This is a genomic window from Mesorhizobium sp. M1252, assembly GCF_040318265.1.
Classification (GTDB): Bacteria; Pseudomonadota; Alphaproteobacteria; order Rhizobiales; family Rhizobiaceae; genus Mesorhizobium.
In genome coordinates, this window is the sequence record NZ_JAMYLX010000011.1 from 113287 (window position 1) to 137658 (window position 24372).

The 24372-nt window shown below is 63.4% G+C and carries 21 protein-coding genes; 12 read left to right on the forward strand and 9 right to left on the reverse strand.

The window, feature by feature from the left end; genetic code table 11:
- Positions 1-44: 44 nt before the first annotated feature.
- On the forward strand, positions 45-944 hold the full coding sequence (locus NKH22_RS22000; RefSeq protein WP_023818682.1) for an MBL fold metallo-hydrolase: 900 nt from the start codon (positions 45-47) through the stop codon (positions 942-944).
- A gap of 22 nt (positions 945-966) precedes the next feature.
- Here the strand turns inward: NKH22_RS22000 and proC are convergent, their stop codons facing one another.
- The 3 genes from proC to NKH22_RS22015 form a co-directional block, all read right to left on the reverse strand.
- Positions 967-1782: a pyrroline-5-carboxylate reductase gene (gene proC, locus NKH22_RS22005; RefSeq protein WP_023820830.1), complete on the reverse strand. Its 816-nt coding sequence runs from the start codon at positions 1780-1782 to the stop codon at positions 967-969.
- An 87-nt stretch (positions 1783-1869) separates the two neighbouring features.
- On the reverse strand, positions 1870-3189 hold the full coding sequence (locus tag NKH22_RS22010) for an O-antigen ligase family protein (RefSeq protein ID WP_023820831.1): 1320 nt from the start codon (positions 3187-3189) through the stop codon (positions 1870-1872).
- On the reverse strand, positions 3158-4156 hold the full coding sequence (locus NKH22_RS22015; protein ID WP_023820832.1) for a glycosyltransferase family 2 protein: 999 nt from the start codon (positions 4154-4156) through the stop codon (positions 3158-3160). The genes NKH22_RS22010 and NKH22_RS22015 overlap by 32 nt, the downstream gene beginning before the upstream one ends.
- Before the next feature lie 173 nt (positions 4157-4329).
- On the opposite strand from NKH22_RS22015, the gene NKH22_RS22020 reads away from it, so the two are divergent.
- Genes NKH22_RS22020 through NKH22_RS22030 form a run of 3 tightly spaced genes read left to right on the forward strand, consistent with a single transcriptional unit; the run spans position 4330 to position 7213 of the window.
- Entirely contained in the window at positions 4330-5502 is a 1173-nt protein-coding gene (locus tag NKH22_RS22020; protein WP_352910938.1) for a glycosyltransferase family 4 protein, read from the forward strand.
- A complete protein-coding gene (locus NKH22_RS22025; protein ID WP_352910940.1) occupies positions 5499-6293 on the forward strand; it encodes a WecB/TagA/CpsF family glycosyltransferase in 795 nt (264 codons plus the stop codon). The genes NKH22_RS22020 and NKH22_RS22025 overlap by 4 nt, the downstream gene beginning before the upstream one ends.
- The gene (locus NKH22_RS22030) at positions 6290-7213 is read left to right on the forward strand and encodes a DUF6492 family protein (protein ID WP_023669299.1); all 924 of its coding nucleotides are present in this window, start codon (positions 6290-6292) and stop codon (positions 7211-7213) included. The genes NKH22_RS22025 and NKH22_RS22030 overlap by 4 nt, the downstream gene beginning before the upstream one ends.
- On the opposite strand, the gene NKH22_RS22035 is transcribed toward NKH22_RS22030, so the two are convergent.
- Positions 7210-8505 (reverse strand): lipopolysaccharide biosynthesis protein, encoded by a 1296-nt coding sequence (locus NKH22_RS22035; RefSeq protein ID WP_023669300.1) that lies wholly within the window; start codon positions 8503-8505, stop codon positions 7210-7212. The genes NKH22_RS22030 and NKH22_RS22035 overlap by 4 nt on opposite strands.
- A 198-nt stretch (positions 8506-8703) precedes the next feature.
- Between NKH22_RS22035 and NKH22_RS22040 the strand changes: the two genes are divergently transcribed.
- The 5 genes from NKH22_RS22040 (at position 8704) to NKH22_RS22060 (ending at position 15159) form a co-directional block, all read left to right on the forward strand.
- Positions 8704-10821 carry a GumC family protein gene (locus NKH22_RS22040; protein ID WP_352910943.1) on the forward strand — a complete coding sequence of 706 codons (2118 nt, stop codon included), beginning with the start codon at positions 8704-8706 and terminating at the stop codon, positions 10819-10821.
- Positions 10822-10841: 20 nt separating this feature from the next.
- On the forward strand, positions 10842-11000 hold the full coding sequence (locus NKH22_RS22045; RefSeq protein WP_352910945.1) for a hypothetical protein: 159 nt from the start codon (positions 10842-10844) through the stop codon (positions 10998-11000).
- Positions 11001-11355: 355 nt separating this feature from the next.
- Positions 11356-12255 (forward strand): bifunctional methylenetetrahydrofolate dehydrogenase/methenyltetrahydrofolate cyclohydrolase FolD, encoded by a 900-nt coding sequence (folD, locus tag NKH22_RS22050; RefSeq protein WP_023820834.1) that lies wholly within the window; start codon positions 11356-11358, stop codon positions 12253-12255.
- Between the two features lie 17 nt (positions 12256-12272).
- On the forward strand, positions 12273-13271 hold the full coding sequence (locus NKH22_RS22055; protein WP_032888631.1) for a GlxA family transcriptional regulator: 999 nt from the start codon (positions 12273-12275) through the stop codon (positions 13269-13271).
- A gap of 235 nt (positions 13272-13506) precedes the next feature.
- Positions 13507-15159 carry a vWA domain-containing protein gene (locus NKH22_RS22060; protein ID WP_023820835.1) on the forward strand — a complete coding sequence of 551 codons (1653 nt, stop codon included), beginning with the start codon at positions 13507-13509 and terminating at the stop codon, positions 15157-15159.
- 77 nt (positions 15160-15236) lie between these two features.
- On the opposite strand, the gene edd is transcribed toward NKH22_RS22060, so the two are convergent.
- From edd to zwf, 3 genes are all read right to left on the reverse strand, one after another.
- On the reverse strand, positions 15237-17060 hold the full coding sequence (edd, locus tag NKH22_RS22065) for a phosphogluconate dehydratase (protein ID WP_023689335.1): 1824 nt from the start codon (positions 17058-17060) through the stop codon (positions 15237-15239).
- A 64-nt stretch (positions 17061-17124) separates the two neighbouring features.
- Positions 17125-17841, reverse strand: a complete 717-nt coding sequence (gene pgl / locus NKH22_RS22070) for a 6-phosphogluconolactonase (protein ID WP_023669306.1) — start codon at positions 17839-17841, stop codon at positions 17125-17127.
- A complete protein-coding gene (zwf, locus tag NKH22_RS22075) occupies positions 17823-19292 on the reverse strand; it encodes a glucose-6-phosphate dehydrogenase (protein WP_023669307.1) in 1470 nt (489 codons plus the stop codon). Before zwf ends, pgl begins: the two co-directional genes overlap by 19 nt.
- Before the next feature lie 321 nt (positions 19293-19613).
- On the opposite strand from zwf, the gene NKH22_RS22080 reads away from it, so the two are divergent.
- The 3 genes from NKH22_RS22080 (at position 19614) to NKH22_RS22090 (ending at position 21834) form a co-directional block, all read left to right on the forward strand.
- Positions 19614-20360 (forward strand): SDR family oxidoreductase, encoded by a 747-nt coding sequence (locus tag NKH22_RS22080; protein WP_031197882.1) that lies wholly within the window; start codon positions 19614-19616, stop codon positions 20358-20360.
- A gap of 179 nt (positions 20361-20539) precedes the next feature.
- Positions 20540-21079: a Mur ligase family protein gene (locus NKH22_RS22085; RefSeq protein WP_023820838.1), complete on the forward strand. Its 540-nt coding sequence runs from the start codon at positions 20540-20542 to the stop codon at positions 21077-21079.
- Positions 21076-21834, forward strand: coding sequence for a UDP-N-acetylmuramoyl-tripeptide--D-alanyl-D-alanine ligase (locus NKH22_RS22090; RefSeq protein WP_023820839.1), 759 nt, complete (start codon positions 21076-21078; stop codon positions 21832-21834). The genes NKH22_RS22085 and NKH22_RS22090 overlap by 4 nt, the downstream gene beginning before the upstream one ends.
- Positions 21835-21855: 21 nt before the next feature.
- On the opposite strand, the gene NKH22_RS22095 is transcribed toward NKH22_RS22090, so the two are convergent.
- Both NKH22_RS22095 and NKH22_RS22100 read right to left on the reverse strand, forming a co-directional pair.
- Positions 21856-22701, reverse strand: coding sequence for an SH3 domain-containing protein (locus NKH22_RS22095; RefSeq protein ID WP_352910949.1), 846 nt, complete (start codon positions 22699-22701; stop codon positions 21856-21858).
- 275 nt (positions 22702-22976) lie between these two features.
- On the reverse strand, positions 22977-24263 hold the full coding sequence (locus NKH22_RS22100; RefSeq protein WP_352910952.1) for an NAD(P)/FAD-dependent oxidoreductase: 1287 nt from the start codon (positions 24261-24263) through the stop codon (positions 22977-22979).
- Between the last annotated feature and the right edge of the window lie 109 nt (positions 24264-24372).

Genomic DNA, 24372 nt, shown 5'->3' on the forward strand with positions numbered 1-24372 from the left:
CTCGATCAGTTGAACCCCCATTGAGGATTGAAATCTTGCAAACCATTTGGACAAGACGCGAGACGATGAAAACCCTTCTGGCAACGGGCATGGTTGCCATGCTTCAGCCTCTGGCTTTTGCAGCCAAGGCCGCCGCCAAGCTGGAATGGACCCATTTTCAGGCTGACGAGAATGGTTTCCGCCGCACGCCGGTGCTGCTGACCGGGGAAAAAGAAGCCATCCTCCTCGACGGCGGATTTACCCTGTCCGATGGCCGTGCGGTCGCGGATGCGATCAAGGCGACGGGCAAGACCCTGACCACGATCTATGTCAGCTGCAGCGACCCTGACTATTATTTTGGCCTGCGTCCCGTCGCGGATGCTTTCCCCGGCGCCAAGATCATCGCGGCCGCTGCGACGGTGGCGGCCATCAAAGCCAATGTGCAAGCCAAGCTGGATGTCTGGGGCCCGCAGCTCAAGGACAATGGACCGAAGGTCCTGGCGGATGTCGTCATTCCCGAGGCATCCGATATCACCTCACTTGAAATCGAAGGAAACAAGATCGAGATCGTCACCGTCGCCGATCTGAAAGACCGGCGGTATCTCTGGGTGCCCAGCCTTGAAGCGGTGTTCGGCGGCGTGCTGATCTCGTCCGGCGTACATGTCTGGGTTGCCGACGAGCCAACCGTAGACGACCGCAAGAAATGGATTGCCGCGCTCAACGAAATCGCGTCCCGCAAACCCAACATCGTGGTGCCGTCCCATCAGGTAGCCGGTGCACCGGACGGTCTGGCGGCCGTGGAATTCACCCGCGCCTACCTCGAAGCTTTCAATAAGGAAGCCGAAAAAGCGAAATCCAGCGTCGAGCTGATTGCAGCGATGAAGCGGCGCTATCCCGATCTTCTGGACGTCTCGTCCCTGGAACTGGGCGCAAAGGTCGCCAAGGGTGAGATGAAGTGGGGCTGATACGGCCCCGCGAGCGTCTCGGCTACTTCCCCAATTCCACCGACCGCAGCCGCGCGGCTTCCACCGCCTCGGTCAGCAGCTTCGTCAGCCGGTCTTCGCCCATCAGCACGGCAAGGGCGGCTGCCGTGGTTCCGTTGGGGCTGGTCACCTGCTGGCGCAGGACGCCGGGCTTCTCGCCGCTTTCGGCAGCGAGTGCAGCAGCGCCATAGACGGTCTGCATGGCCAGCAGCCTGGCGGTCTCGACCGGCAGCCCGGCCTTCTCGGCTGCAACCGTAAGCGCCTCGATGAAATGGAAGATGTAGGCCGGACCGGACCCCGAAACCGCCGTCACCGCGTCCATCAGGCCTTCGTCGTCGATCGTCGTCACCACACCGCTCGCCGACAGCAGCTCGGCAACGAAACGCCTGATGTCGTCGGTCACCAGCGGGTTGGAATAGACCACCATCATGCCCTTGCCGATCGCGGCCGGCGTGTTGGGCATGCAGCGGATGACAGGCGCGAGATGGCCGAGTATGTGCTCGAAGGTGGCGACCGGCGTGCCCGCGGCGATGCTGACGAAGGTAGTCCTGCCGTCGCCGAAGCGCTTATAGGCGGCGGTGACGTCGCGGATCACCTGCGGCTTGACGGCGATGACGACGAGGTCGGGCTCTGCGTCGGCGGGGATCCCGTTCGCGTCCGCGGCGACACTGCAACCGAGGTGCTCGGCGCGCTTGCGCAATTCGGCATTGGGCTCGACCACGAACACGGCTTGCGGGGCAAGCTTGCCGGATTTCAGCCAGCCCGCAAGCATGGCGTAACCCATATTGCCGCAACCGGCGAGAACAAGCCTGATCGTCATTGAGAGCCCTCCGAGACAAGGGTTCTCCTTAGACGCTAGCGGGCAGACGGGAAAGCCCCTCAAGGGGTGCTGGATCAGGCCAGCCGGTCAAGGTCGCCGGCGCACCGGGATCGGCCGCAGCGACACTTGCCGCAAGCCAAGCACGCCGAGCACGAAGAACAGCCACACCGGGTCGCCGCGATGGAAGAAGAAGCTTTCCAGGAACGCGTTCAGCGCCGTGAACAGCACCACCATCATGAAGAAGTCACCGAGATAGATGTTCTCCTTGCGCGGCGGGATGCGCATGTAGTCGCGCAGCGGCGCGATCACGAAAGTGTAGACGGCAACGCACAGCGCCGGGATGCCCATCAGCACCGCAATGTCGAGATAGCCGTCATGGCCATGCACGATGGTCCGGATGTCCCAGGCCCGGTCGAAAGGCTGGTCCTGGCTCAGCAGCAGCGGCGTGCCCCAGAAGCTTTCATAGCCGTAGCCGGTCCAGGGCTTCTTCGCCAGCATCTCGCCGGAGAACTCCCACAGCGTCGTGCGCCCGGTATAGGTGAGGTCGGGGAAATAGGTGGCCGCCAGCTCTTTCACCGGCGGGATGAAGACGATGCCTAAGGTACCGATGGCCGTCGCAATGATCGCCAGTGCAAACAGGATCGGCGTGCCGAACCGCATGCCGATCAGGCCCGGCAGCACGACGATCAGGATCGAGAACGGCACCAGGCCGGCCGTCGTCTTGGATCCGGTGTGCAGCATGAAGATCATCGCCGCGCCGAAGATCGCCACGCCCCAGAATTTCTGGCCGCGCCGGAAGAGATAGAGGCCGGCGAAGCTGAAGCAGGCCATGATTGGTCCGGCAATGTTCTTGTGGGCGAATACACCACGCCACAGGCCGGCATGTTCGGGCTCCTGCGAATCGGCCGTATGCAGGGCCTCATGCGGAAAGACGATGAGGCCGATATAGGACAGGCCGATAACGACGATCGCGCAGAATATGATGACTTTCGAAAAACTGTCGGCATCGCGCGGTAGCACCAGGACCGTCGCTATCGTCAGAACGCCAAGCAGCGTGAAGAAGGCCGCGCGCATGGCCGAGGACGGGTCGGTCGCGTTGATGACCGAAAGCATGAAAAAGCCGAGCATCAGAATCCAGGACGGGCTGAGCAGCGAGCGCACCACCTTGGGGTCGGCGAACGTCAGCAGTGAGAAGATCGAAATGGCGCCGAGCGAACTGAAGCCGAGCTGGTTGACGATGTCGCCGCCGTCGCCGGTCAGTTCCGCGCCTGCCGGCTGAAACGGCCGGAACGACACGATGACGACGGCAAACAACAGCGCGGCAATCGCCGTCGCCACGCCGTCGCGGGTGACGATGCCGCCCAGCAGCAGCTCTTCAGTTCTTCTCAGGCTGCCTGTATTGCTCATTGGCGTATCCGAATTCGGCAAGCACGCGGCCGAGCGAGACATAGACGGGGTAAAGCGCCGTCGACAGCGATCCTGTCCGCGCCAATTTGATTGCGCCGCGCACGGGCGAGGCTATCAGCAGCGCCAGGCTTTTTGCAAACACCTTGGCGCCGGCGAATGGCGTGCCGGCGCGCTTCTTCTTTTCGACCAGCGTCGAGATTACACCGTTGCGTAAGGATCGGGCGCGGATCCAGTCAGCCTCGACGCGCCGGGCCGGAACGCCTTCGCGCACCTTTGCCTCGGCGCACCAGCCAAGCACGAAACCTTTCTGCGCCGAGCGGCTGAGGAAGTCGGAATCGCCGCCGCCCATGAAGTTGAACCGCAGGTCGAGGAAGGGTGGCCCCATGATGGTGAGCACATTGCGCCCGACCAGAAGGTTGCCCGAGGAATAGAGTGCGGCCACGCGCCCGGTCTCGCGATAGGGGGGCGCAAAGACCGGATGCTCGGCCCATTTGGCGTGAGAAGGATCGCTAAACACCGGCACTTGTGGGCCACCGACAATGTCGGCGCCAAGCGTCTCCGCCGTCCTGCACATGCGCTCCAGCCAGTCCGCGTCGGCGATCTCGTCATCGTCGATGACCAGCAGGTGGCGGAAATCCGGAAAATGCAGGATCGCCGTCTGCCAGCCGGCATTGTAGGCACTGCAATTGCCCCGCTCGTGCGCGATGATGACCATGCCTTTCATATCGTCGCGTTCGAACAGCGGCACGGCCGCCTTGGCGCCCTCACGCGCCTTGGCTTCGTTTTCGATGACGATGACGGCGAAGCGCCGGCTGGTTTGCTGTGCCTTCAGCGACGCCAGCGTTTCCAGCAGCAGTTGTGGCCGCATGAAGGTCGGCAGCGTGACGACGGCTTCGATCGTCTCTGCGGCGAGCCCCGGAGAGCGTCCCGCAATCGATACCGAACCGTCCGATGGCAAAGGGATCATCCGCTCCAGCCGCATGTTTTGAATCTGGCTTTTTGATAACACCGCGACGATAACGTTTCGTTAATCACCTTTCGCAGCGGCGCCTGCCGGTCCGCGCCTTTCAGCCGTTGCGTCGCATGATTTAATCAAGGGTTCACCCAGCTTTGCTAGTGGCTGACGCTTGGATAGGTGAGATGCATCTGCTGTTCGCCACATCGATCGTGCCCGACGGCGCTCTCGCTTCGGGCTATGAGATCGCCAACGCTGCGATCATCGCCGCCTTGCGGCGCGCCGGCGTGCGCCTCACCGTCATCGGCTTCATCTGGCCGGGCAAGGCGCCCAGCGACCCCGAAAACACCATCGTGCTCGGCGCCGTCGACGTGCGCACGGAAAGCGCCTCGGCGCGGCAGAAGCTCGCCTGGCTTGGCAAGGCGGTGCTGTCAGGGCTCACCTTCGCTTCCGTGAAGCTGCGCGCGGTTTCCGACAGCGAAGTCAGTGCCGCGATCGAGCGCGCCGGTCCCTTCGACGGCTATGTCCTGAATTCGGTGCAGTTCGCCGGCGCCTTTGAAAAACTGTTCGCCGACCGTCCCTCGATTTTCGTCGCCCACAATGTCGAACATGGTTCGGCCAAAGAGAATGCGGCAGCAGCAAACAGTCGCTTCCAGCGCCTGCTGTTTGCCCGCGAGGCCAGGCTGCTCAAGTCCATGGAGGAGCGGCTCTGCCGCCGGGCTCGCTTCGTCTTCACGCTGGCCGAGGAAGACCGCGCCGCACTCGGCGTTGCCAGCGACGACCGCTCGGCGGTGCTGCCGCTGGTGACCACTGCCACGGCGCCAAAGCCGGTCAAGCCGCGCCGCATCGATTGCGACGCGGCGCTGATCGGCACTTGGACCTGGCAGCCGAACCGCATCGGCCTCGACTGGTTCCTGGAAAAAGTCGTGCCGCATCTTCGCCGGAGCTTTCGCATCAGGGTCGCCGGCAACATGCCGTCGGATATCACCTCTGCCCATCCCGGTGTCGAATTTGTCGGCCGCGTGTCCGACGCCCAGAATTTCGTGCGCGGCGCCGCCGTCATTCCACTGATCAGCACCGCGGGCAGCGGCGTTCAGCTCAAGACCATCGAAACCTTCGAGCTCGGCCTGCCGTCGGTCGCCACCAGCCGTTCGCTGCGCGGCATCGATCATCGCCCGGCAAATTGCTTCGTCACCGACGATCCGGCCGCCTTCGCCGGCGCGCTGGAGGCAGCGGCGGCCGATGTCAAGGATGTCGATGGCAGCGCCTTTCACCGCCGGCAGATCAAGGCACTGGATGCCGCCATCAGGCTCGGCCTGGAAAAGCTCGGGTCGGTGGGGGAGGAGGTGTTTGCATGAACATGCACACCGCCCGCGCCGCCTTCGGGCTCGATACGCTGAAGACGATCCTTGGCATTTCGGTCCTTGCCATCGGCTGGGATGACGCGATCGCGCTGCTCGCTCGTCTGATTGCCGAGCGGCGCTTCACCAAGGTCAGTTTTCTCAACGCTCACAACGCCAACATCGCCTCTACCGATCCGGTCTTTGCCGAGGCGCTCGACGATTTCCTCATCCTGCCTGACGGCGTTGGCGTCGATCTGGCGGCAAAGCTGCTCTACGGCGCGCCGTTCCCGGACAATCTCAACGGCACTGATCTCATTCCGGCCTTTCTGCAGGCATCGGCGAGGCCGCTGACCGTCGGGTTGCTTGGCGCCACCCGCGCCAACGCCGAGGCGGCGTCGGTCAGGCTGGCCGCTCTGGCGGTGCAGCACGAATTCGTCGTCATCCATGACGGCTATTTCTCCCCCGCCGAAGAGCAGGCGATCGTCGATCGCATCGAGGCATTGCGGCCCGACGTGCTGCTTGTGGCCATGGGCGTGCCGCGCCAGGAATTGTGGATCGCCCGTCATATCGATGCCCGCCACTGCACGCTGCCGATCGCCGTCGGCGCGCTGCTCGATTTTCTCTCCGGCACGGTGCCGCGGGCGCCTCTGTGGATACGCCAGCTGAGGCTCGAATGGTTGTTCCGTCTGTGCATCGAGCCCGGCCGGCTGTGGCGCCGCTACGTCGTCGGCAATCCGGTGTTCCTGCTGCGTGTCGTCAGGCAGAAATTCTCGCGTCGGCCCGAGCCCGCCGGAGAGTTGCGGTGAACAGCCGCGTCGTGCCGAGCCCTGCAGCCGAGACCGGTGCCCTGCCGCAAACGCCGACGGCGGCGGTGGTGACCGCCAGCTATGCGCCGGATTTCGAACGCTGCCGCCTGTTGTGCGAGACCCTCGACCGCCATGTCTCCGGCTTGGCGCATCATTACATTCTGGTCGAGCACCGCGACGTGGCGCTGTTTCGCCAGTTGGAAAACGACCGCCGCAGCGTTGTCGACGAGCGCGACCTGCTGCCGCGCTGGCTGCGTGTGTTCGACGATCCGATGAGCCTCTTTCGCCGTCGCATCTGGCTCAGTCTCAAGACCCAGCCGCTGCGCGGCTGGCATGTGCAGCAGCTGCGCCGCATCGCCATCGCTGCGCATGCTGGAGAAGACGTGCTGGTCTTCTGCGATTCCGACGTCGCCTTCCTCAAGCCATTCGATCTGAGCGCCTTCTGGCGCGACGGCAAGGTGCGGCTGTTCCGGCGCGACGGCGTGCTGTCGAGCGACGGTCACGACGAGCATCGCATCTGGTCGCGCAATGCGGCCTCGGCGATTGGTATCGATGCATCCGAGGTTTCGAACCACGACTATATTTCGACGCTGATCGCCTGGCGCCGTCAGACCGTGACGGCGATGTGCGCCGAGATCGAGAAGGTGCACGCGCGCGGCTGGGTCGAGGTCATCGCTTCAGTGCGCCGGTTCTCCGAATGCATGATCTATGGCCGCTATGTCGACGATGTGCTGGGGGGCGCCGGCCATTTCCACGGCTCGGAGGAATTCTGCCGCGTGCACTGGACCGGGGAGGCGCTGTCGGATGACGAATTCCGCAGCTTCGTCGCCGCTATGGCACCGGGGCAGGTGGCGATCGGCATGCAATCCTTCATCGGCACCGATATCGGCCGCATCCGCCGCCTGATCGGATTGGCTTAGATTGCCTTGGCGGGCTTGCGCAGCGCCGAATAGGTTAGCAGCGCCGAGGCGAGATAGAGCAGCAGGAAGACGACATTGAGCGATACGACAAGCCTGGGCGTGTCGGCAATCGTGGTCAGCACATAGGTCAACAGCACCGCCTTCAGCCCCGCCAGCAGGCCGAGGTTGAGCGCCCTGAGCGCGGTCTGGCCGCGCGCGAACAGCAGCTCGGCCTGGTATTCGACCAGGTTGCGCAGTCCCGGCACGCCGATTGCCAACGCCACCAAGGGCGCCGCCTCGGCGACATTCCGGCCAAGTGCATTGGGGAAGAAATGCAGCACGATGCCGAGTGCGGCCAGTGCCAATGTCGACACCAGGAACACGCCGGCTTCGATACCGCTCTTGACCCGCAGTCGCGACAACAGCTCCGGCGCCCGCATCATCCTCTGCACCAGCATCATCGAGAAGGTGCGGATCGGGATTGCCGTCAGGTCGACCAGCCGCATGATGATGGCATAGATGCCGGCCAGATGCGGCCCGCCGATCGCCAGCACGAGCAGCTTGTCGAATTCCGACTGCAGGTAGAACAGCACTTCGGCTCCTGCAACATAGATCGAATCGGCAAGCCGCCTGAGATAGAGCTCGGTGCGCAGCCTCAGCCGCTGGCGTGGATAATAGAAGCCGAAGGCCAGCAGCAGCGAGGCGGCGTTGGCGCCGATGTAGAACAACGACCAGATCCAGACGCTGTGCTGGCCCGATAGCATGAACAGCACGGCGCCCAGCGCGCGGAACGCCGTGGCCACGATCGACAGCACGGCGGCGCGGCCGAATTTGCCGAGCCCGTTGTTGACGATCAGCACCACCTCGACCGGCCGCCACAAAAGCGCCTCTGCAAAGACGATTGCGGCAAAGACGGCCAGCGGAACGGTGCTGGCGAAGAAGATCAGGTAGACGCCCCAGGAGGCCGCCGCCAGCAGTGGTAAGGACACGGCGCCAAGCAAAAGGAAGCCGGCGGTGAAGGTGCCGATCAGATTGGGGCGGATGGTGGCTGTGCGGTAAAGCGCCGAGATGAAGCCGAAAGCGAGGATGCGCGACAGCATGACGCCGGCCGCCGAGGCGGTGGCGAACATGCCGAACTCGGCAATCGACAGCGTGTTGGCAAGTGCGATGAAATAGGCAAGCGAGAACACCAGCCGCCCGCCGGCGCCGCTGATGGCTGAAAGATAGTCGCGAACCAGCCCCCGTCTTTCGGCGAGGAAGGTGCCGATGCGGGCGAGTGTCCGCCTTTGCGGTATGTCGCTGGCCTGCGTCATATCGAGGAAAGCCGTAAGCCGCAAAGCTTAACGTGCGGTTCTGACGCCATTTTACAGATCCCGGCAATGCGTGGCGAAGCGAGAAACTTTCACTTGCAGACTTCGGAAATTAACCTTTTGTTTCCCATGCCTGTTTAGCGTGACTTAACGATTGGCCGACCGCCGCTCCTGCGCCGTCGAAGGTAAAGTTTCGAGACAATGGTCGACAGGGAAAACCGTGAAGACTGGAGGCGCGAGCGCTCCCTCCTGGCGCTCGGCAAAGCCGTGCGCGGCGATGAGGCGGCGGATGCGTCGGCGGTCTCGATCGGTGACCGGGTGGATCCGTCATGGCGCGAGGACGCCGCCACGCGTCACCGCATAGCCCGCTCGCAACGCGAGGCGCGGTCGAATCCGGCGCCAACGTCACCGCCCGAGCCGCCGCAGTTCCAGGCCGACGGCGAACCCGTTTCGGCCGCCAGCGCGCGTGAGGAGCCTGTTTCCGGCCGGCGTCAGGAGCCTCGCTCCCGCGCGGCCTATGAGCCCCGCTCTTTCCACGAGCAGCAACCGGACCGCGACGACGATGACGGGCAGGAATGGAAACCGCTGATCGATCCGCTCCAGGTCGTCCGCGGCATTAGTCGTTCCAAGTTGCTGATCGTCTCGACGACGATATTGGGGACGGTGCTCGGCGTCGCCGTCGCCGTTTCGACACCGAAGAAATACGAAGCCACCACACAGATGGTCATCGAGCCAGGCGACCTGAAGCTTTCCGACAACGATCTCACCCAACCGGTCGGGCAGCCCGATGCGGCGCTGGCTGTTGTCGAAACCCGCATCAAGATGGTGACATCCGGCAAGGTCCTCGACAAGGTCGTGGCCGATCTCAATCTCGTCGACGATCCGGAATTCAACGGACAGGGCTCTGGCGGCCTTGGCGTCCTGTCGCTCATTCGCTCGATACTGTCGCGCCAGGATGGCCCTGGCGGCGGCGGTGAAGTGCGCCGCCAGGCGCTGGCGGTCGGCAATCTGGCCAAGAGCCTGTCGGTTGAGCGCAGCGGCAAGAGCTTTGTCGTTTCCATCAGCGCCACCACTCAAAGCGCCGACAAATCGGCGGAGATAGCCAATAGGACCAGGGACGTTTTCCAGCAGGAGGCGGCCCAATACCAGTTCGGGATGGCCGGGCGCGCGACGGACCAGCTGACGGCCAAGCTCGATGACCTGCGCAAGAATGTCGAGACAGCGGAGCGCAAGGTCGAGGATTTCAGGGCCACGCATGATCTCGTCGACGCGCAGGGCCATCTGATCAGCGACGACCAGATGCTGAAGCTCAACGAGCAGCTCTCAGTCACCCGGGCCCGTACGCTGGAACTCAATGCCCGGGCCGCGTCGGCGCGTTCGCTGGACGTCAATTCGGTCATCAACGGCACCTTGCCGGAAGAAATCAATTCCAACACGATGAGCGAACTGCGCGCGCAATATGCAGCTTTGAAGCAGGAGGCCGACCGCGCCGCCGTGCGTCTGGGACCGCGTCATCCCGAATACCAGGCGCTCAACGCCCAGCTCGGCGGCTCGCGCGAGCGCATCGCAGGCGAACTGCGCCGCATCGCCTCGTCGCTGCAGGTCGACTTGAAGCGCTCGGTCCAGCTTGAGCAGGATCTCGCTTCCCGCCTGGCTCAGGCAAAGGTCCAGAGCGGCGACGTCAACAGCGATCTGGTCAGCCTGCGCGAACTGGAGCGTGATGCCACGGCCAAACGCTCCGTCTACGAACAGTACCTTCTGCGCGCCAAGGAGACCGGCGAACAGCAAAACATCAACACCACCAACATCAATCTGATGACCCCCGCGCAACCGCCGCTCGAACCCAACGGACCGTCGCGGGCTGTAATAGCGATGGCCGGCCTGCTGCTCGGGCTTGCTTCGGGCATCGGTGTCGGCGCCATGCGCGGCGCCTTTGCCAGCCTGCACGGCGGTGCCAATTCGCGTTCGCGCGGCACAATGGACGAGCGCCGCCCTCCGGTCGAGGACAAGGTCTATCGCGCGCCGCTGCCTGTGGCGCCGCCACCGGCAGCACCTCCGGTGTTGCCGACCGCGGCCGCTCCCGCCCGGAGCCCAGGTCTGTTCGACGGACTGTTCTCGGCGATGCGCAAAGCCGCGCCGGGTAGCGGGACGTCAGGCGAACCCGTCGAGACCTACCGCGCCCAACCAGCCGCCGAATATACAAGGCCGGTGCAGGAGCCTGTGGGCTATCGCCAGCCGGACTTCCGGAACGAGGTTCCGCACGCCAATTCCCCTGCGCAGCAGCCTGGCTACGCGCAGCCTCGTCAGCCGGCTGACTAGCCTATTCGCAGGCTCAGCCGATGCCCGCGGCGTCCGGGCCGTGGTCTTCTCTGCAGCCCGCTGGGGCGGCGCCGGAAGACCAGCAGGCGCAAATCGACGATATCCGCGCCAGCCTGCGCGAATTTCGCGAAGCGGTGCGCGAACTCACCGAAAGCCGTTCGCACCGCCGCTATTTCTGAGCAATTCCAGGAAAAGTGTGAAACGGTTTTCCCGGGAAAAGCGCGTAGCGCGCTTTCCCTTGGGAATTGCGTCAAAACAAGAAATAGAGCGGTTCAGCCTTTCCGTGAAAGGATGAGTCGCTCAGAGCCCGTCAGCACAGAATAAAAGCTGCCGGTTTCGAGTTTACGGCATGTGACGGCGCTTTGACGGGATTGCTTAGGCCAAATTTCGTGACAATGCCGCGCAGCATGGCGCCCAAAAAGCGCTGCCGTCGGGCTTTACCCGAATGGGCGGAACGTTTGGAACAACGACATGCACGAAGCAACGTTCAAGGCGCGCGCCGCGCCTTGGCTGGAATGATGTCGAGGATGGTTCATGGCCGAAGTGATTGACGGAAAGATCGTCGCCGCAGACGTGGTTCAGAAGGTCAAGGCCTTGACCGAGGACCTGGTCGCCAAGGGAAAGGCCCAGCCCGGCTTAGCGGTGGTCATCGTCGGCGAGGATCCGGCAAGCCAGGTCTATGTCGCGTCGAAGTCGCGCACCGCCAAGGAATGCGGCTTTCATTCGCTGCAGCACACGCTGCCGGCCGACACGTCCGAAGCGGCACTGCTGAAGATCATCGGCGAACTCAACGCCGATCCGGCCATCAACGGCATTCTGGTGCAGCTGCCGCTTCCCGCCCATATCGATGCCGGCAAGATCATCCAGGCCATCGCACCGCAAAAGGATGTCGACGGCTTTCATTTCATCAATGTCGGCAAGCTCGGCACCGGCGAACTCGAAACAGCCTTCGTGCCCTGCACGCCGGCCGGCTCCATGCTTTTGATCGAACGCGTGCGCGGCAAGGATCTTTCCGGCCTCAACGCGGTCGTCGTCGGCCGCTCCAACATCGTCGGCAAGCCGATGGCAAATCTGTTGCTTGCCGTCAACTGCACCGTCACCATCGCCCACAGCCGCACCAAGGATCTGCCGGCACTGGCCCGCACAGCCGACATTCTGGTTGCCGCCGTCGGCCGGCCCGAAATGATCAAGGGCGACTGGGTCAAGCTCGGCGCCACCGTGATCGATGTCGGGATTAACCGCATTGCCGCACCCGAGAAGGGCGAAGGCAAAACCCGCCTCGTCGGCGATGTAGCCTATGCCGAAGCGGCCAAGGCCGCCGGCGCCATCACCCCCGTGCCCGGCGGTGTCGGACCGATGACCATTGCCATGCTGATGGCCAATACGTTAGCCTCAGCCTACCTTGCGGCCGGCTTGAAGCGGCCTTCCTTCTGACCCAGAAAGCAGCTTCTTTGCCGAACCTTACTATACCCTCTGAACGGCCGGTCGTGGATGATCCCGTTCAAGGGGGCCGGCAATTCGCGTTCCTGCTGGTCGACAAGTTTTCGATGTTTTCGTTGGCAGCGGCGATCGATACCTTCCGCTCGGCCAACCGCCTGCTCGGCCGCGATTTCTATGGCTGGACGACGGTCTCGGCCGACGGCGATCCCGTCATGGCCTCCAACGGCCTGCCGCTCAAGATCGACTATGCCGTCGCCGATTTGCCACCGGTCGATATCCTGTTCGTGTCGGTGGGCCTGTCGGTCGAGTTCCCCGGCAAGAGCAAGGTGCTGGCGGCGCTGCGCAGCTGGGGCCGGCGCGGCAATGCGCTCGGCGCGCTGTCGGTGGGCTCTTACCTCCTGGCCGAAGCCGGTCAGCTCGAAGGCTATCGCTGCACCATCCATTGGGAAAACCGCGCCGGCTTCGTCGAGCGCTTTCCCGACATCAATTGCACCGGCAACGTCTTCGAGATCGACCGCAAGCGCTACACCTGCGCCGGCGGCACGACCTCGATCGACCTGATGCTGGAGATCGTGCGTGGCGACTTCGGCTCGAACCTCGCCAACGGCGTTGCCAACCAGTTCCAGCATGAGCGCATCCGCTCCGCCGGCGACCGCCAGCGCGTCGGGCCGGAGCGCGACCTGACCGGCAAGTCGGAGAAGCTAAGGCGCATCGTCGAACTGATGGCCGACCATCTCGACGAGCCGCTATCAGCCGTGCAGCTTGCCAAATCGGCGGGCCTGTCGGTGCGCCAGGTCGAGCGCTTGTTCCTGCGCCATTTGAGCGTCACGCCCGGTCGTTACTACATGCGGCTCAGGCTTGAGCGGGCGCGCGAACTGCTGCGCCAGACCAACATGCCGATCCTCGACGTGGCCATTGCCACCGGCTTTACCTCGCACTCCTATTTCGCGCAGAGCTATCGGCTGCAGTTCGGCCGTCCGCCTTCCGAAGAGCGGCGCACCACCTACTGATTTCGTGCTACCAGCTCTGCCGGCGCCGATCCTGTTACACTGCAACCGTTAGAAGCATGATCCCAAAAAGTGGGTGCCGGTTTTTGGAAAAGATCGTGCTCCAACAAAGGGTTAGATCATGATGAGATTTCATCCAAATCTCATCATGATCTAGTAACCCGCTCCAGGCTTGTGTCCGGACGCGCTGTCAAATAGCTTCCGGCGCGGATCAGAGGGCGGCCTCAAGGAGATTTCGATGGCGGGACTTTTGCGGAGCGTAGCTGCGGCGCTGCTCCTTTTGTCGATGACTTCGCTCGGCTTTGCCGCCAACAAGGTTATCATCATTCTTGACGCTTCAGGCTCGATGTGGGCCCAGATCGACGGCAAGCCGAAGCTCGAGATCGCGCGCGAATCGCTGAGGACCGTACTGCAGTCGGTCCCGGGCGACGACGAGATCGGCTTCATGGCCTATGGCCACCGCGAAAAGGGCAACTGCGACGACATCGAACTGATCGTGCCGCCGCAAGCCGGCTCGGCTAGCGCCATTTCGGCCGCTGCCGACAGCCTGAAATTCCTCGGCAAGACGCCGCTGACCGCAGCCGTCAAGCAGGCGGCCGAAGCCCTGAAATACACCGAGGACAAGGCGACCGTGGTCCTCATCACCGATGGGCTTGAAACCTGCGAAGGTGACCCGTGCGCGCTGGGCAAGGAACTGGAGGCCTCAGGCGTCGATTTCACCGTCGACGTCGTCGGCTTCGGCCTGACCGCTGACGAGGGCAAGCAGATCGCCTGCCTTGCCGACAACACCGGCGGCAAATATATCCAGGCCTCGGACGAGAAGGCGCTGCAGGAAGCACTGGTCGAAACCGTCGCCGCGCCGGCTCCGGCGCCGGCACCCGCTCCGGCGCCTGCCCCTGAACCGGCAAAGCCCGAATTCAATTTCATCCCGAGCGTGGTCATGGCGGAAGGCGGCGATCCGATCACCGACGGCAATGCCTGGGAGGTCTACAAGGCCAAGGCCGATGGCACGCGCGGCGAGGCCGTCACCACCCAGTACAACAACTACGAGGCCAATCTCGAGCCGGGCGACTATGTCGTCGTCGCGCGCGCCGACGAAGCTCGGGCGGAACAGAAGGTCAAGATCGAGGCGGGCCAGGTCTACAAGCCGCTCTTCACCTTGAACGCCGGCACCATGCTCATCCATCCGAAGCCAAGCCAGGGCGCCGAGATCAGTGACGAAGCCCATGTCGACTTCGCCTTCCCGGGCGGCAGCACCACCCACTATGGCGACACCAGGATCATCGTGCCGGCTGGTGAGCAGAAGGTGACGGTTGCGATCGGCAGCGGCTCGGTGACCGAGAACATCCAGCTCGCCGCCGGGCAGACTGTGGAAAAAGACATAGTCGTCGGCGTCGGCCATGCCGCCGTCAACGCCTACTACACTGCAGGTGGCGACAAGGCCGACTCCTCGGGCATCAGCGTCCAGATCGTCAAGGCCAAGAAAAAGATCGACGGCTCGCGTGACGATGTCGCCCACTCCTATGGGCCCGACAGCAAATTCTGGCTGCCGCCGGACGATTATGTCGCGGTCACCTCGCTTGAGCTCGCAACCGTCGAGCAGCCTTTCAGCGTCAAGGTTGGCGACGTCACGGACGTCAAGGTGACGCTCGATGCCGGCGTGCTGGTGATGTCGGCGCCGGGCGCCTATTCGATCGAGGTGCTGTCGTCGAAGAAGGATATCCAGGGCAACCGCAAGGCGCTCGGCCTGAACTATGGCGACACCTGGCAGCAGACTATCCCGGCCGGCGACTATGTCGTCCTCCGCCACATGTCCGATCAAGGCCATGACAAGGAAATGGCGGTGACGGTCAAGGCCGGCGAACGGAGCGAGATTACGGTTCAGCCGTAATCGCCATCCATCCCTCACCAAAGGGCGGCCTCAAACCGAGCTCGAGCCGCCTTTTTTACAAAATAGGCAATGATGCCTCAGGCCGTGCCGAAAGCACTGGCGCCGTGGTCGGCGCGGCCGACCAGCTGGCGGAAACCAGCGAACAGCTCGCGGCCGAAACCGAACTCGTTGCCGATGAGATCGATGTCGGCCGTGCGGCGCAGCGCGAGCTCGGGCCCCGGCACCAGCACTTCCAGCGTGCCGGCATCAGCGTCGAGCCGGATGATGTCGCCGTCATGGATCCTGGCGATCGGCCCTTCCTCGACCGCTTCCGGCGTTACATGGATCGCCGCCGGCACCTTGCCGGAAGCGCCAGACATGCGCCCGTCCGTGACCAGCGCGACGCGCTGGCCACGATCCTGCAGGATGCCGAGCACGGTGGTCAGCTTGTGCAGTTCCGGCATGCCGTTTGCCTTCGGGCCCTGGAAGCGGATGACGGCGATGAAGTCGCCGGTCAGCGTGCCGGCCTTGAAGGCTTCGTTCAGTCCCTGCTGGCTGTCGAACACCTTGGCCGGCGCCTCGATGACGCGGCGTTCCGGCTTCACGGCGGACGTCTTGATGACGGCGTGGCCGAGATTGCCGGCGAGCACCTTCAGGCCGCCGGTCGGCTGGAAGGCTTTCTTGAACGGCGCCAGCACCTTCTCGTCGCCGCTCTGCAGCGGCGAGGCTTCACGCACGACGCCGCCATCTTCGCCGAGCCGGGCCTCGACCGCATAGGGCCTCAGGCCTTCGCCCCATACCGTCTGCACATCCTCATGCAGGATGCCTTCGTCGAGCAATTCGCGGATCAGGAAGCCAAGCCCGCCGGCGGCGTGGAAATGGTTCACGTCGGCAAGCCCGTTCGGATAGACGCGCGCGAGAAGCGGCACCGCTTCCGACAGGTCGGAAATGTCCTGCCAGGTAAGCGTGATGCCGGCCGCCGCGGCCATGGCGATGAGATGGATGGTGTGGTTGGTAGAGCCGCCGGTGGCGTGCAGGCCGACGACGCCATTGACGAAAGAGCGCTCGTCGATCATGCGGCCTACCGGCGTGTAGGCGTTGCCGAGCGCGGTGATCGCCAGGGCTCGCCTGGTCGCCTCGCGCGTCAGCGCGTCGCGCAGCGGCGTGCCTGGATTGACGAAGGACGCGCCGGGCGTATGCAGGCCCATGATCTCCATCAGCATCTGGTTGGAATTGGCGGTGCCATAGAAGGTGCAGGTGCCCGGCCCGTGATAGGATTTGGACTCCGCTTCGAGCAGTTCTGCGCGTCCGGCCTTGCCCTCGGCATAGAGCTGGCGAACCTTGGCCTTCTCGTCATTGGGCAGGCCCGTCGTCATCGGCCCGGCCGGCACGAACACCGCCGGCAGATGGCCGAAGGTGAGGGCTGCAATCACCAGCCCCGGCACGATCTTGTCGCAGACGCCGAGATAGACGGCGGCGTCGAACATGTTGTGCGACAGGCCGATCGCCGCCGACATGGCGATGACGTCGCGCGAAAACAGCGACAGCTCCATGCCGGGCTGTCCCTGGGTCACGCCGTCGCACATGGCGGGCACGCCGCCGGCCACTTGCGCGATGCCGCCAACTTCCTTCGCGGCTTCCTTGATCAGCGCCGGGAAGGTTTCGAAGGGCTGATGCGCCGACAGCATGTCATTGTAGGAGGTGATGATGCCGAGGTTCGGCACCTTGTCGGCGCCGAGCGCCAGCTTTTCAGACGGGCTGCAGACGGCAAAGCCATGCGCGAGGTTGCCGCAAGACAGGACGCTGCGGTTGGCGGTGCGGCTGGAGGCCTCGGCGATGCGGCCGAGATAGCGCTCGCGGCCGGCTTTCGAGCGTTGGCGGATGCGTTCCGTGATGGCTTCGATGTCGCGTCTGGCTGTCATGGTCGGTCCTTTCGAGCCCCGGAAGAACGTCCTCCACCGTCTGCCGGGACTGCTTTGCGTGAAATCAGGGTGCCCAGAACACCTCTACCGGGGTGGGTGCCGCTTCGAGCACTTTGCGGATGGGCTTTTTCGCACCCGGTCCCATCGCACCGTCGAAGGCGGTGCGCTTGTCCTCGCCTTCTATATGCAGCGCGATGAAGCCGGCGTCGACGATCCGCGCCAGCGGCAGCGTCAACCGGGGTTCGCCGGCGCTTGCCGCGTGAACCGGCAGCACGATCCTTGATGAGGCCGGGTCGAGCAAATCGCCGAGATTCTCGGCGTCGGGAAAGAACGAGGCGGTGTGGCCGTCGCCGCCCATGCCGAGCACGACGACATCGAGGGGCCAGGGCAGAGCCTTCAGCGCCGCATCGTCGGCCGCCGCGGCGGTCTCGATGCTTGCCGCCTCATGGTAGAGCGGCACGAAGTGCGCGGCAGCCGCCTTGTTCTGCAGCAGGTTGGCCGCGACCAGCCCCGCATTCGAGCGCGGCGAGGAGGCCGGCACGAACCGTTCGTCGACCAGCGTCACCGTCACCTTGTTCCAGGCGATCGGAATGGCCGAAAGTGCTGCAAAGAACTTTGCCGGCGTGGTGCCGCCGGAAACGGCAAGCAGGGCCGTGCCGCGCTCGTCGATGGCCTTGGTCAGGCGCGCCGCGACATTGCCGGCAAGGGCTGCCGCCAGGTCCTGGCGCCCGGCAAAGCCGTTCCAGTTATAGACGGGCTCGCTCAATTGCTTTCGTGCCATGTCCGCCCGTCGCGTTCGATCAGCGCAATCGAGGCCGAGGGACCCCATGTGCCGGCCGTATAGCCTTGCGCCTCCTGCCTGGCGCTTTCCCAGGCGTTCTGGATCGGGTCGATCCACTTCCATGCCGCCTCGACCTCGTCGCGGCGCATGAACAGCGTCTGGTTGCCGCGGATAACATCCATGATCAGCCGTTCATAGGCGTCCGGCGCGCGACCGTCGAAAGATGTTGCAAAGCTCATGTCGAGCGGAATCTGGCGCAGCCGCATGCCGCCCGGGCCTGGATCCTTGATCATGATGAACTGCTTGACGCCTTCGTCGGGCTGCAGCCGGATCACCAGTTGGTTGGCTGAGATCGGCCCGGCGCTGTCGCCGAAGATCGAATGCGGGATCGGCTTGAACTCGATGACGATTTCCGAAACGCGGGTCGCCAGCCTTTTGCCGGTCCGGAGATAGAACGGCACGCCGGCCCAGCGCCAATTGCCGATCTCGGCCTTGATGGCGACGAAGGTCTCGGTGGAGCTGTCTTTGCCGAGTTCCTCGACATAGCCCTTCACCGCGCCGCCTGCAGAGGCGCCGGCGCGGTACTGCCCGCGCACGGTGTGCTTGGGTGCCTCATTGCCGTTGATGCGCTTCAGCGCCCGCAGCACCTTCAGCTTCTCGTCGCGCACGGCATCGGCATCCATCGACGATGGCGCCTCCATGGCAACCAGGCAGAGCAGCTGCAGCATGTGGTTCTGCACCATGTCGCGCAGCGCGCCGGCCTTGTCGTAGTAGGTGACGCGGTCTTCAAGACCGACGGTCTCGGCCACCGTGATCTGCACATGGTCGATATGGGCAGAATTCCAAAGCGGCTCATAGAGCGCGTTGGCAAAGCGCAACGCCATCAGGTTCTGCACCGTCTCCTTTCCGAGATAGTGGTCGATGCGGAAGATCTGGCTTTCGTGGAAGTCGTCTCCAACCACGTCGTTGAGCTTGCGCGCCGAATCGAGGTCGCGGCCGATCGGCTTCTCCAGCACGATGCGTGAATTCGGCGTGATGAGATTGTGGGCTTTCAGCTGGTGCGAGATGTCGCCGAACAGCGCCGGCGCCACCGCCAGATAGAAAGCGCGGATGCGGTCGCTTTCGCCGATCGCCTTTTTCAGCTTGTCGAAGCCGGCACCGGTCGTCGCGTCGGCCGATACGTAGGACAGCCGGGCAAGAAATGTCTTGAGTTCCTCGGCGTCGATGTCGGCCGGCTTAACATGCTGGGAAATCGCCTGCTTGGCGAAAGCCTGGAATTCCTCGTCGCTCATCTTGGAGCGCGAGGTGCCGATGATGCGGGTCGGCTCGGAAAACTGGTGGTCGCGCTGGCGGTGGTAGAGCGAGGGCAGCAGCTTGCGTTCCGACAGGTCGCCGGTGCCACCGAAAATGATGAAGTCGAAAGGCTCGACGGGAATGATCTGGCTGGTCATGGTCTGTCCGCTTTGACGCCGCTCGCTGTGACGCGGCAGGATATAATCTAATCGATTTAAACTATCCAGTGCCATGGTGTCACATCGAGGCCAAATCACTGCATATTGATTCGCTCCAAATGTGCCTTGACACTGGCTGCCACCCGGAGGCTTTTCGTCAAGCGATGGTCCCGGGGCTTTCGCGCCTGCAACATAAAGCGGGAATGTGACGAAAGCTAATGCGTGTCGCCCAGAAGTGCGAAGCGGTTCTGGGAGACAGACACGCATCAAAGAAAAAGGAAAATGCGCTTGCGAGGTGGGTCTTCAATGAGCGGAAAAAGCATGCGTCTGGAAAACAAGGTTGCCGTCATCACGGGTGCTGCGTCAGGTTTCGGCGAAGGCATGGCCAGGCGCTTTGCCGAAGAGGGCGCCAAGGTCGTCGTCGCCGACCTCAACGCCAAGGGCGCGGAGCGCGTTGCAGCAGAGATCGGCCAGGCCGCGATCTGGACCCAGACCGACGTTTCGCAGCGTTCCGAATTCGACGAGATGGTCCATGCCGCAAAAAGCGCCTTCGGCCGCATCGATATCATGGTCAACAATGCCGGCTACACCCACCGCAATGGCGACATGCTCGACGTCGACGAGGCGACCTTCGACCTGATCACTTCAGTCAACATGAAGGCGATCTATCACGCCGCACTTGCCGTGGTGCCGATCATGGAGCGGCAGGGCGGCGGCGTCATCCTGACCACGGCTTCGACCGCCGGTCTGCGGCCGCGGCCGGGGCTCACCTGGTACAATGCCTCGAAGGGCTGGGCGATCACCGCGACCAAGTCGATGGCGGTCGAACTCGCGCCCAAGAACATCCGCGTGATCTGCCTTTGCCCGGTCGCCGGCGAGACCGGCATGCTGGAGAAATTCATGGGCACTGACACGCCGGAGATCCGCGAGAAATTCCGTGCCTCGATACCGCTCGGCCGTCTGTCGACGCCGCTCGATATCGCCAACGCTGCGCTTTGGCTTGCGTCGGACGAAGCCGCCTTCATCACCGGTGTGGCGCTGGAGGTCGACGGCGGCCGCTGCATTTGAGCAATTCGGGAAGTACCTCGCTGTTCGCAATGCATGGCAGACAGAGCAATGTCGGCAAGAGTTCGCATCGGTGCGCCGGCCGGCCGAGGAACGAACAGTTGACGTCGTCACGCCGGACCCCAGTTTGACTTCTCGATCCCCCGAAAGGCATAACGGATCGTGGATAGTGTTGGCGGGTGATGAAGATCAGGCAGCAGAAAAGTCGCTACGATCTGGGATGGCGGCTGCGGCTTTACCTGGCCAAGCGTGCGCGGGCGAGAAGCAAGGCAATTTTCATCGGTGTTACCGGAAGCTCCGGCAAGACGACGGCGGGAAGCCTGCTTGGACACATCCTGGCTGGCCAGGGTTCGGTCCACACACAGGTTCTGGCCAACACTATGAAGGTGTTGGTTCGAACGCTTTACAAGCGCCTGAGGAAGGCCGGCAAAGTCGATTACGTCGTTTTCGAAGCCGGCGCTTCCGACTTCGGCACGATCAGCGCCATGGCGCAGATGCTGAAGCCGAGTGTGGCGGTGGTTACGATGATCCGTCTGGAGCATTTCGGCAAGTTCAGGACTCTGGAAGCTGTGGCGGGAGAGAAGCGGGCGCTGGTCGGGGCACTCCAACCTGATGGACTTGCGGTTCTCAATTGCGATGACCCACTGGTGATCGGCATGGCGTCTGGCGCGAATGCCGGATTGCGACCTTCGGCCAGTCCGGCGAGGCAGACTACCGCGTGAGTGACGTGCATGCCGCGTATCCGGAATTGCTGCGGTTCACCCTTCATTGGCGCGGTGGCAGCCTGAATATTCAAGCGCCTTTTCCCGGCGAGCAATTCTGGCTGCCGACTGCAGCGGCTGTTGCCGCCGCCTTGGAACTTGGCGTCCCGCCAGAGCAAGTCGTAGCGAGAACGGCATCGTTTGCACCACTGCCCAACCGCTCTACGGTGCAAGAGGTATCCGCGGGTCCGAAATTCCTGGTCGATACGGCCAAAGCGCCCTGGCATTCGCTCAACATTGCCCTGGAGATGATTGCAAAGGCCAAGGGTGCTCGCAAGCGCATTGTGCTGGGGCAGATATCGGACTACGCCGGCTCGTCGAGGAAATACGGCGCCGCCTACAACATCGCGCGCGAAATCGCCGATGAGGTCATTTATACCGGCGACAATGCGCATCGCTCGCGCGCCAGCCAGGCCGACCGCGACAGCGGCCGTTTCATTGAGCTTCGCACTGCCAAGGAAGTTTCGGATCATATCAAACGGACGGCAGTCCCAGGAGAACTGATTCTGCTGAAAAGTTCGTCCAACCTTCATCTGGAAAGGATCGCGCTCGCCTGGACACACGACGTCAAATGCTGGGTCCCGATATGCCGCAAGTCGGAAAGCTGCCAAATGTGCGGCCTCTATGAGGTGCCGTTCGAGGAACAGCGGGATTTCCTGGCGAAGCGCAAACTTGCTCGCAGGAGACACCGTTTCAGGTGGTTGCTCGGCGGCTGACCAGATCTGGCGGCTTGCGTCTCAAGCCCCGGTCTTGATGTAGCTCTTGTAGATCCAGCCGCGCTTGCCGTTGTAGACGATCTGGCACCATTTCTTGCAACTTACCACCTGCACCGACGACTTGGCGGGCACGGTCCCCATGGCGGCGGCGTTTTTCTGCGGACCGCTGCGCATTGTCACCGTCCTGAGGATGCGTCCGGTGCCGGCGGCAGCAGCCACCTTCTGTGGCTTGGCCTTGGCCTGGGTATCGTTCGTTGCGGCGGAAGATTGCTCGTCTGGAAGTTGCGGTTTTGGCGTCGGTATGGCGGCGGTTTCCGCGTCGTCGTCATTGGCGGGAGCAGCGACCTTTGACAACTGCGTCGTGGCGTCGCCCTGGGCCGCCGGTTCTTCGAATGCCGCGGCATCGGACGGTTTGGCGGCAGCCTGCTCGGCAGGCGCCTGATCGGATGGCGTCGCGGCAGGGTCGCTGTTGGATTGCGCCGCAGTCCAGCGCGGATCGTTGGCCGACAGCGGCGGCATCGCAGCCCCACCCACAGCGACCGTCGATGAAACCGCGTCGCCCTTGCGCGCGGCTTGTGGCGCCGCTACCGCGGCAGCCGTGGCCGCGACCGGGGCAATCTTGGTCGTCTTGACCGGAAAAGTCGGAACGTTCTGCTGTGTGCTGGCGACTGCTTGCCGGTCGTTGGCCGGCAACGCCAGCCAAAGCGCTATGCCTGCCACGCCAAGCAGCGCTGCGGTGCCGACCGCGGCGATCACCAGATGCGAATTCGTGCGCACCCCCTGCCAGAAGGAGGGCCGCATGTCATAGCCGAATTGCATGGCGAAGCGCCGACGTTCCGGCGCGCCGAAACTGAAGGGCTCGTTCACTCTTGCCACCTCCAAAAGATGAGCCGGTGTTCTTTCGATCGGCGCCGGCAGCCCGGCATTCGATCGGCATCGGTCCCAACAACAAAGCGGGCAGGCCCGCAGAAATCCCCGTTCAATCGCCCAGAACCGGCATCCTTTGCCCTTGATTGTGGCATCAGTGCGCCCTCAGGGGAATTGTGCGCTCTTGTTAAGGATTCTGCAACGTCTCGCTGCGGCAACCAACAGCTCAATAGAATCAGCTCAGTACCAGCCACGGCCGATATGAGATACTTTCTCTATATTCGGTCCCTCAGGGCAAACCAGTTCAGTGCCAAGAACAATAATGGCGTTCTAAATCGCCGGCCGCCGGGAAAAGCCGGGATGTTCAGGTCCTCGATCAGCTTCAGTCTGTCGCGGTTGCCGGCGACGGTCTGGGCATAGAGCTTGCCGAAGAAGTTCGACAGCATCACGCCGTGGCCGGAATAGCCTCCGGCCGAGATCACATTGGGCATCACCTCGCGCACGAACGGTTTCCTGGGCATGGTGATGCCGACATAGCCGCCCCAGCCATGGGTGATCTCGACATCGCTCAGTTCCGGATAAAGCTCGGCTATCTGCCGGCGGATATGGACATGGATGTCCTTCGGATCGTTGACGCCATAGACCTCGCGCCCGCCGAACAGCAGCCTTCCATCCCTGGATTTGCGGAAATAACGCACGACGAAACGCGAATCGTCGACCGCCTCGCCGCCCGGCAGCACTTTCGAATCGACGCCCAGCGGCACCGTCGCGCCGATGAAGGAACCGATGGGCATGATGTGCGCGGCACTCACCGGCTCGAGCGTGCCGCCATAGGCATTTACACCGATCAGGCATTTCTGGGCGGTGATGGTTCCTCTCGAAGTCGTCACCCTGACCTTGCCGCCGCTGGAGGTAACACCGGTCGATAGTGTCTGCTCGAACAGGTGCGCGCCGGCCGCTGCCGCGACCTTTGCCGTGCCGATCACCAGCTTCATCGGGTGGATGTGTCCGGTGCCGGTGTCGCGGGTGCCGCCGAAGTAGCGTGTGGAGCCCAGCCGTTCGGCCGTTTCCCTGGCATCCATGAAGGCGATGTGCGGATAATTGAAGCGGCCCGCCATGATCTCGGCATGCGCCTTGTAGTCGTCGAGATAACGCGGCTTGTGCGCCACGGACAACTGGCCGGGCATATAGTCGATGTCGATCTGGTTGACGGCGGCGAATTCGAGCAGGTGCGCTTTCGCCTCCTCGGCAAGGTCGAACAGCGCCTTGGCGCGGGAGAAGCCGTATTCGGCCTCCATCTCTTCGGCCCAGGCGCGCTGGCCCGTGCCGAGCTGGCCGCCATTGCGCCCTGAAGCGCCGTCGCCGAAGCGATGCGCCTCGATCAGAACGACGTCGGCTCCCGCCTTCGCCAAATGAGCGGCCGCCGACAGCCCGGTGAAGCCACCGCCGACGACGACGACGTCGCAGCTGCGGTCGCCCTCCAGGGCAGGGTACTCAGGGCGTGGTCCGGCTGTGTCTTCGTACCAGGAGCGACCGGGGGAGATAGGTGATTGGTAAGGCATGGGGACACCAGCCAATGGTGAATGGTGAATGGTGAATGGCTGCGAGACGCACGACGTCTGCGCTCATCCATCCAATATGAAACTACTCACCATTCACTATTCACCATTC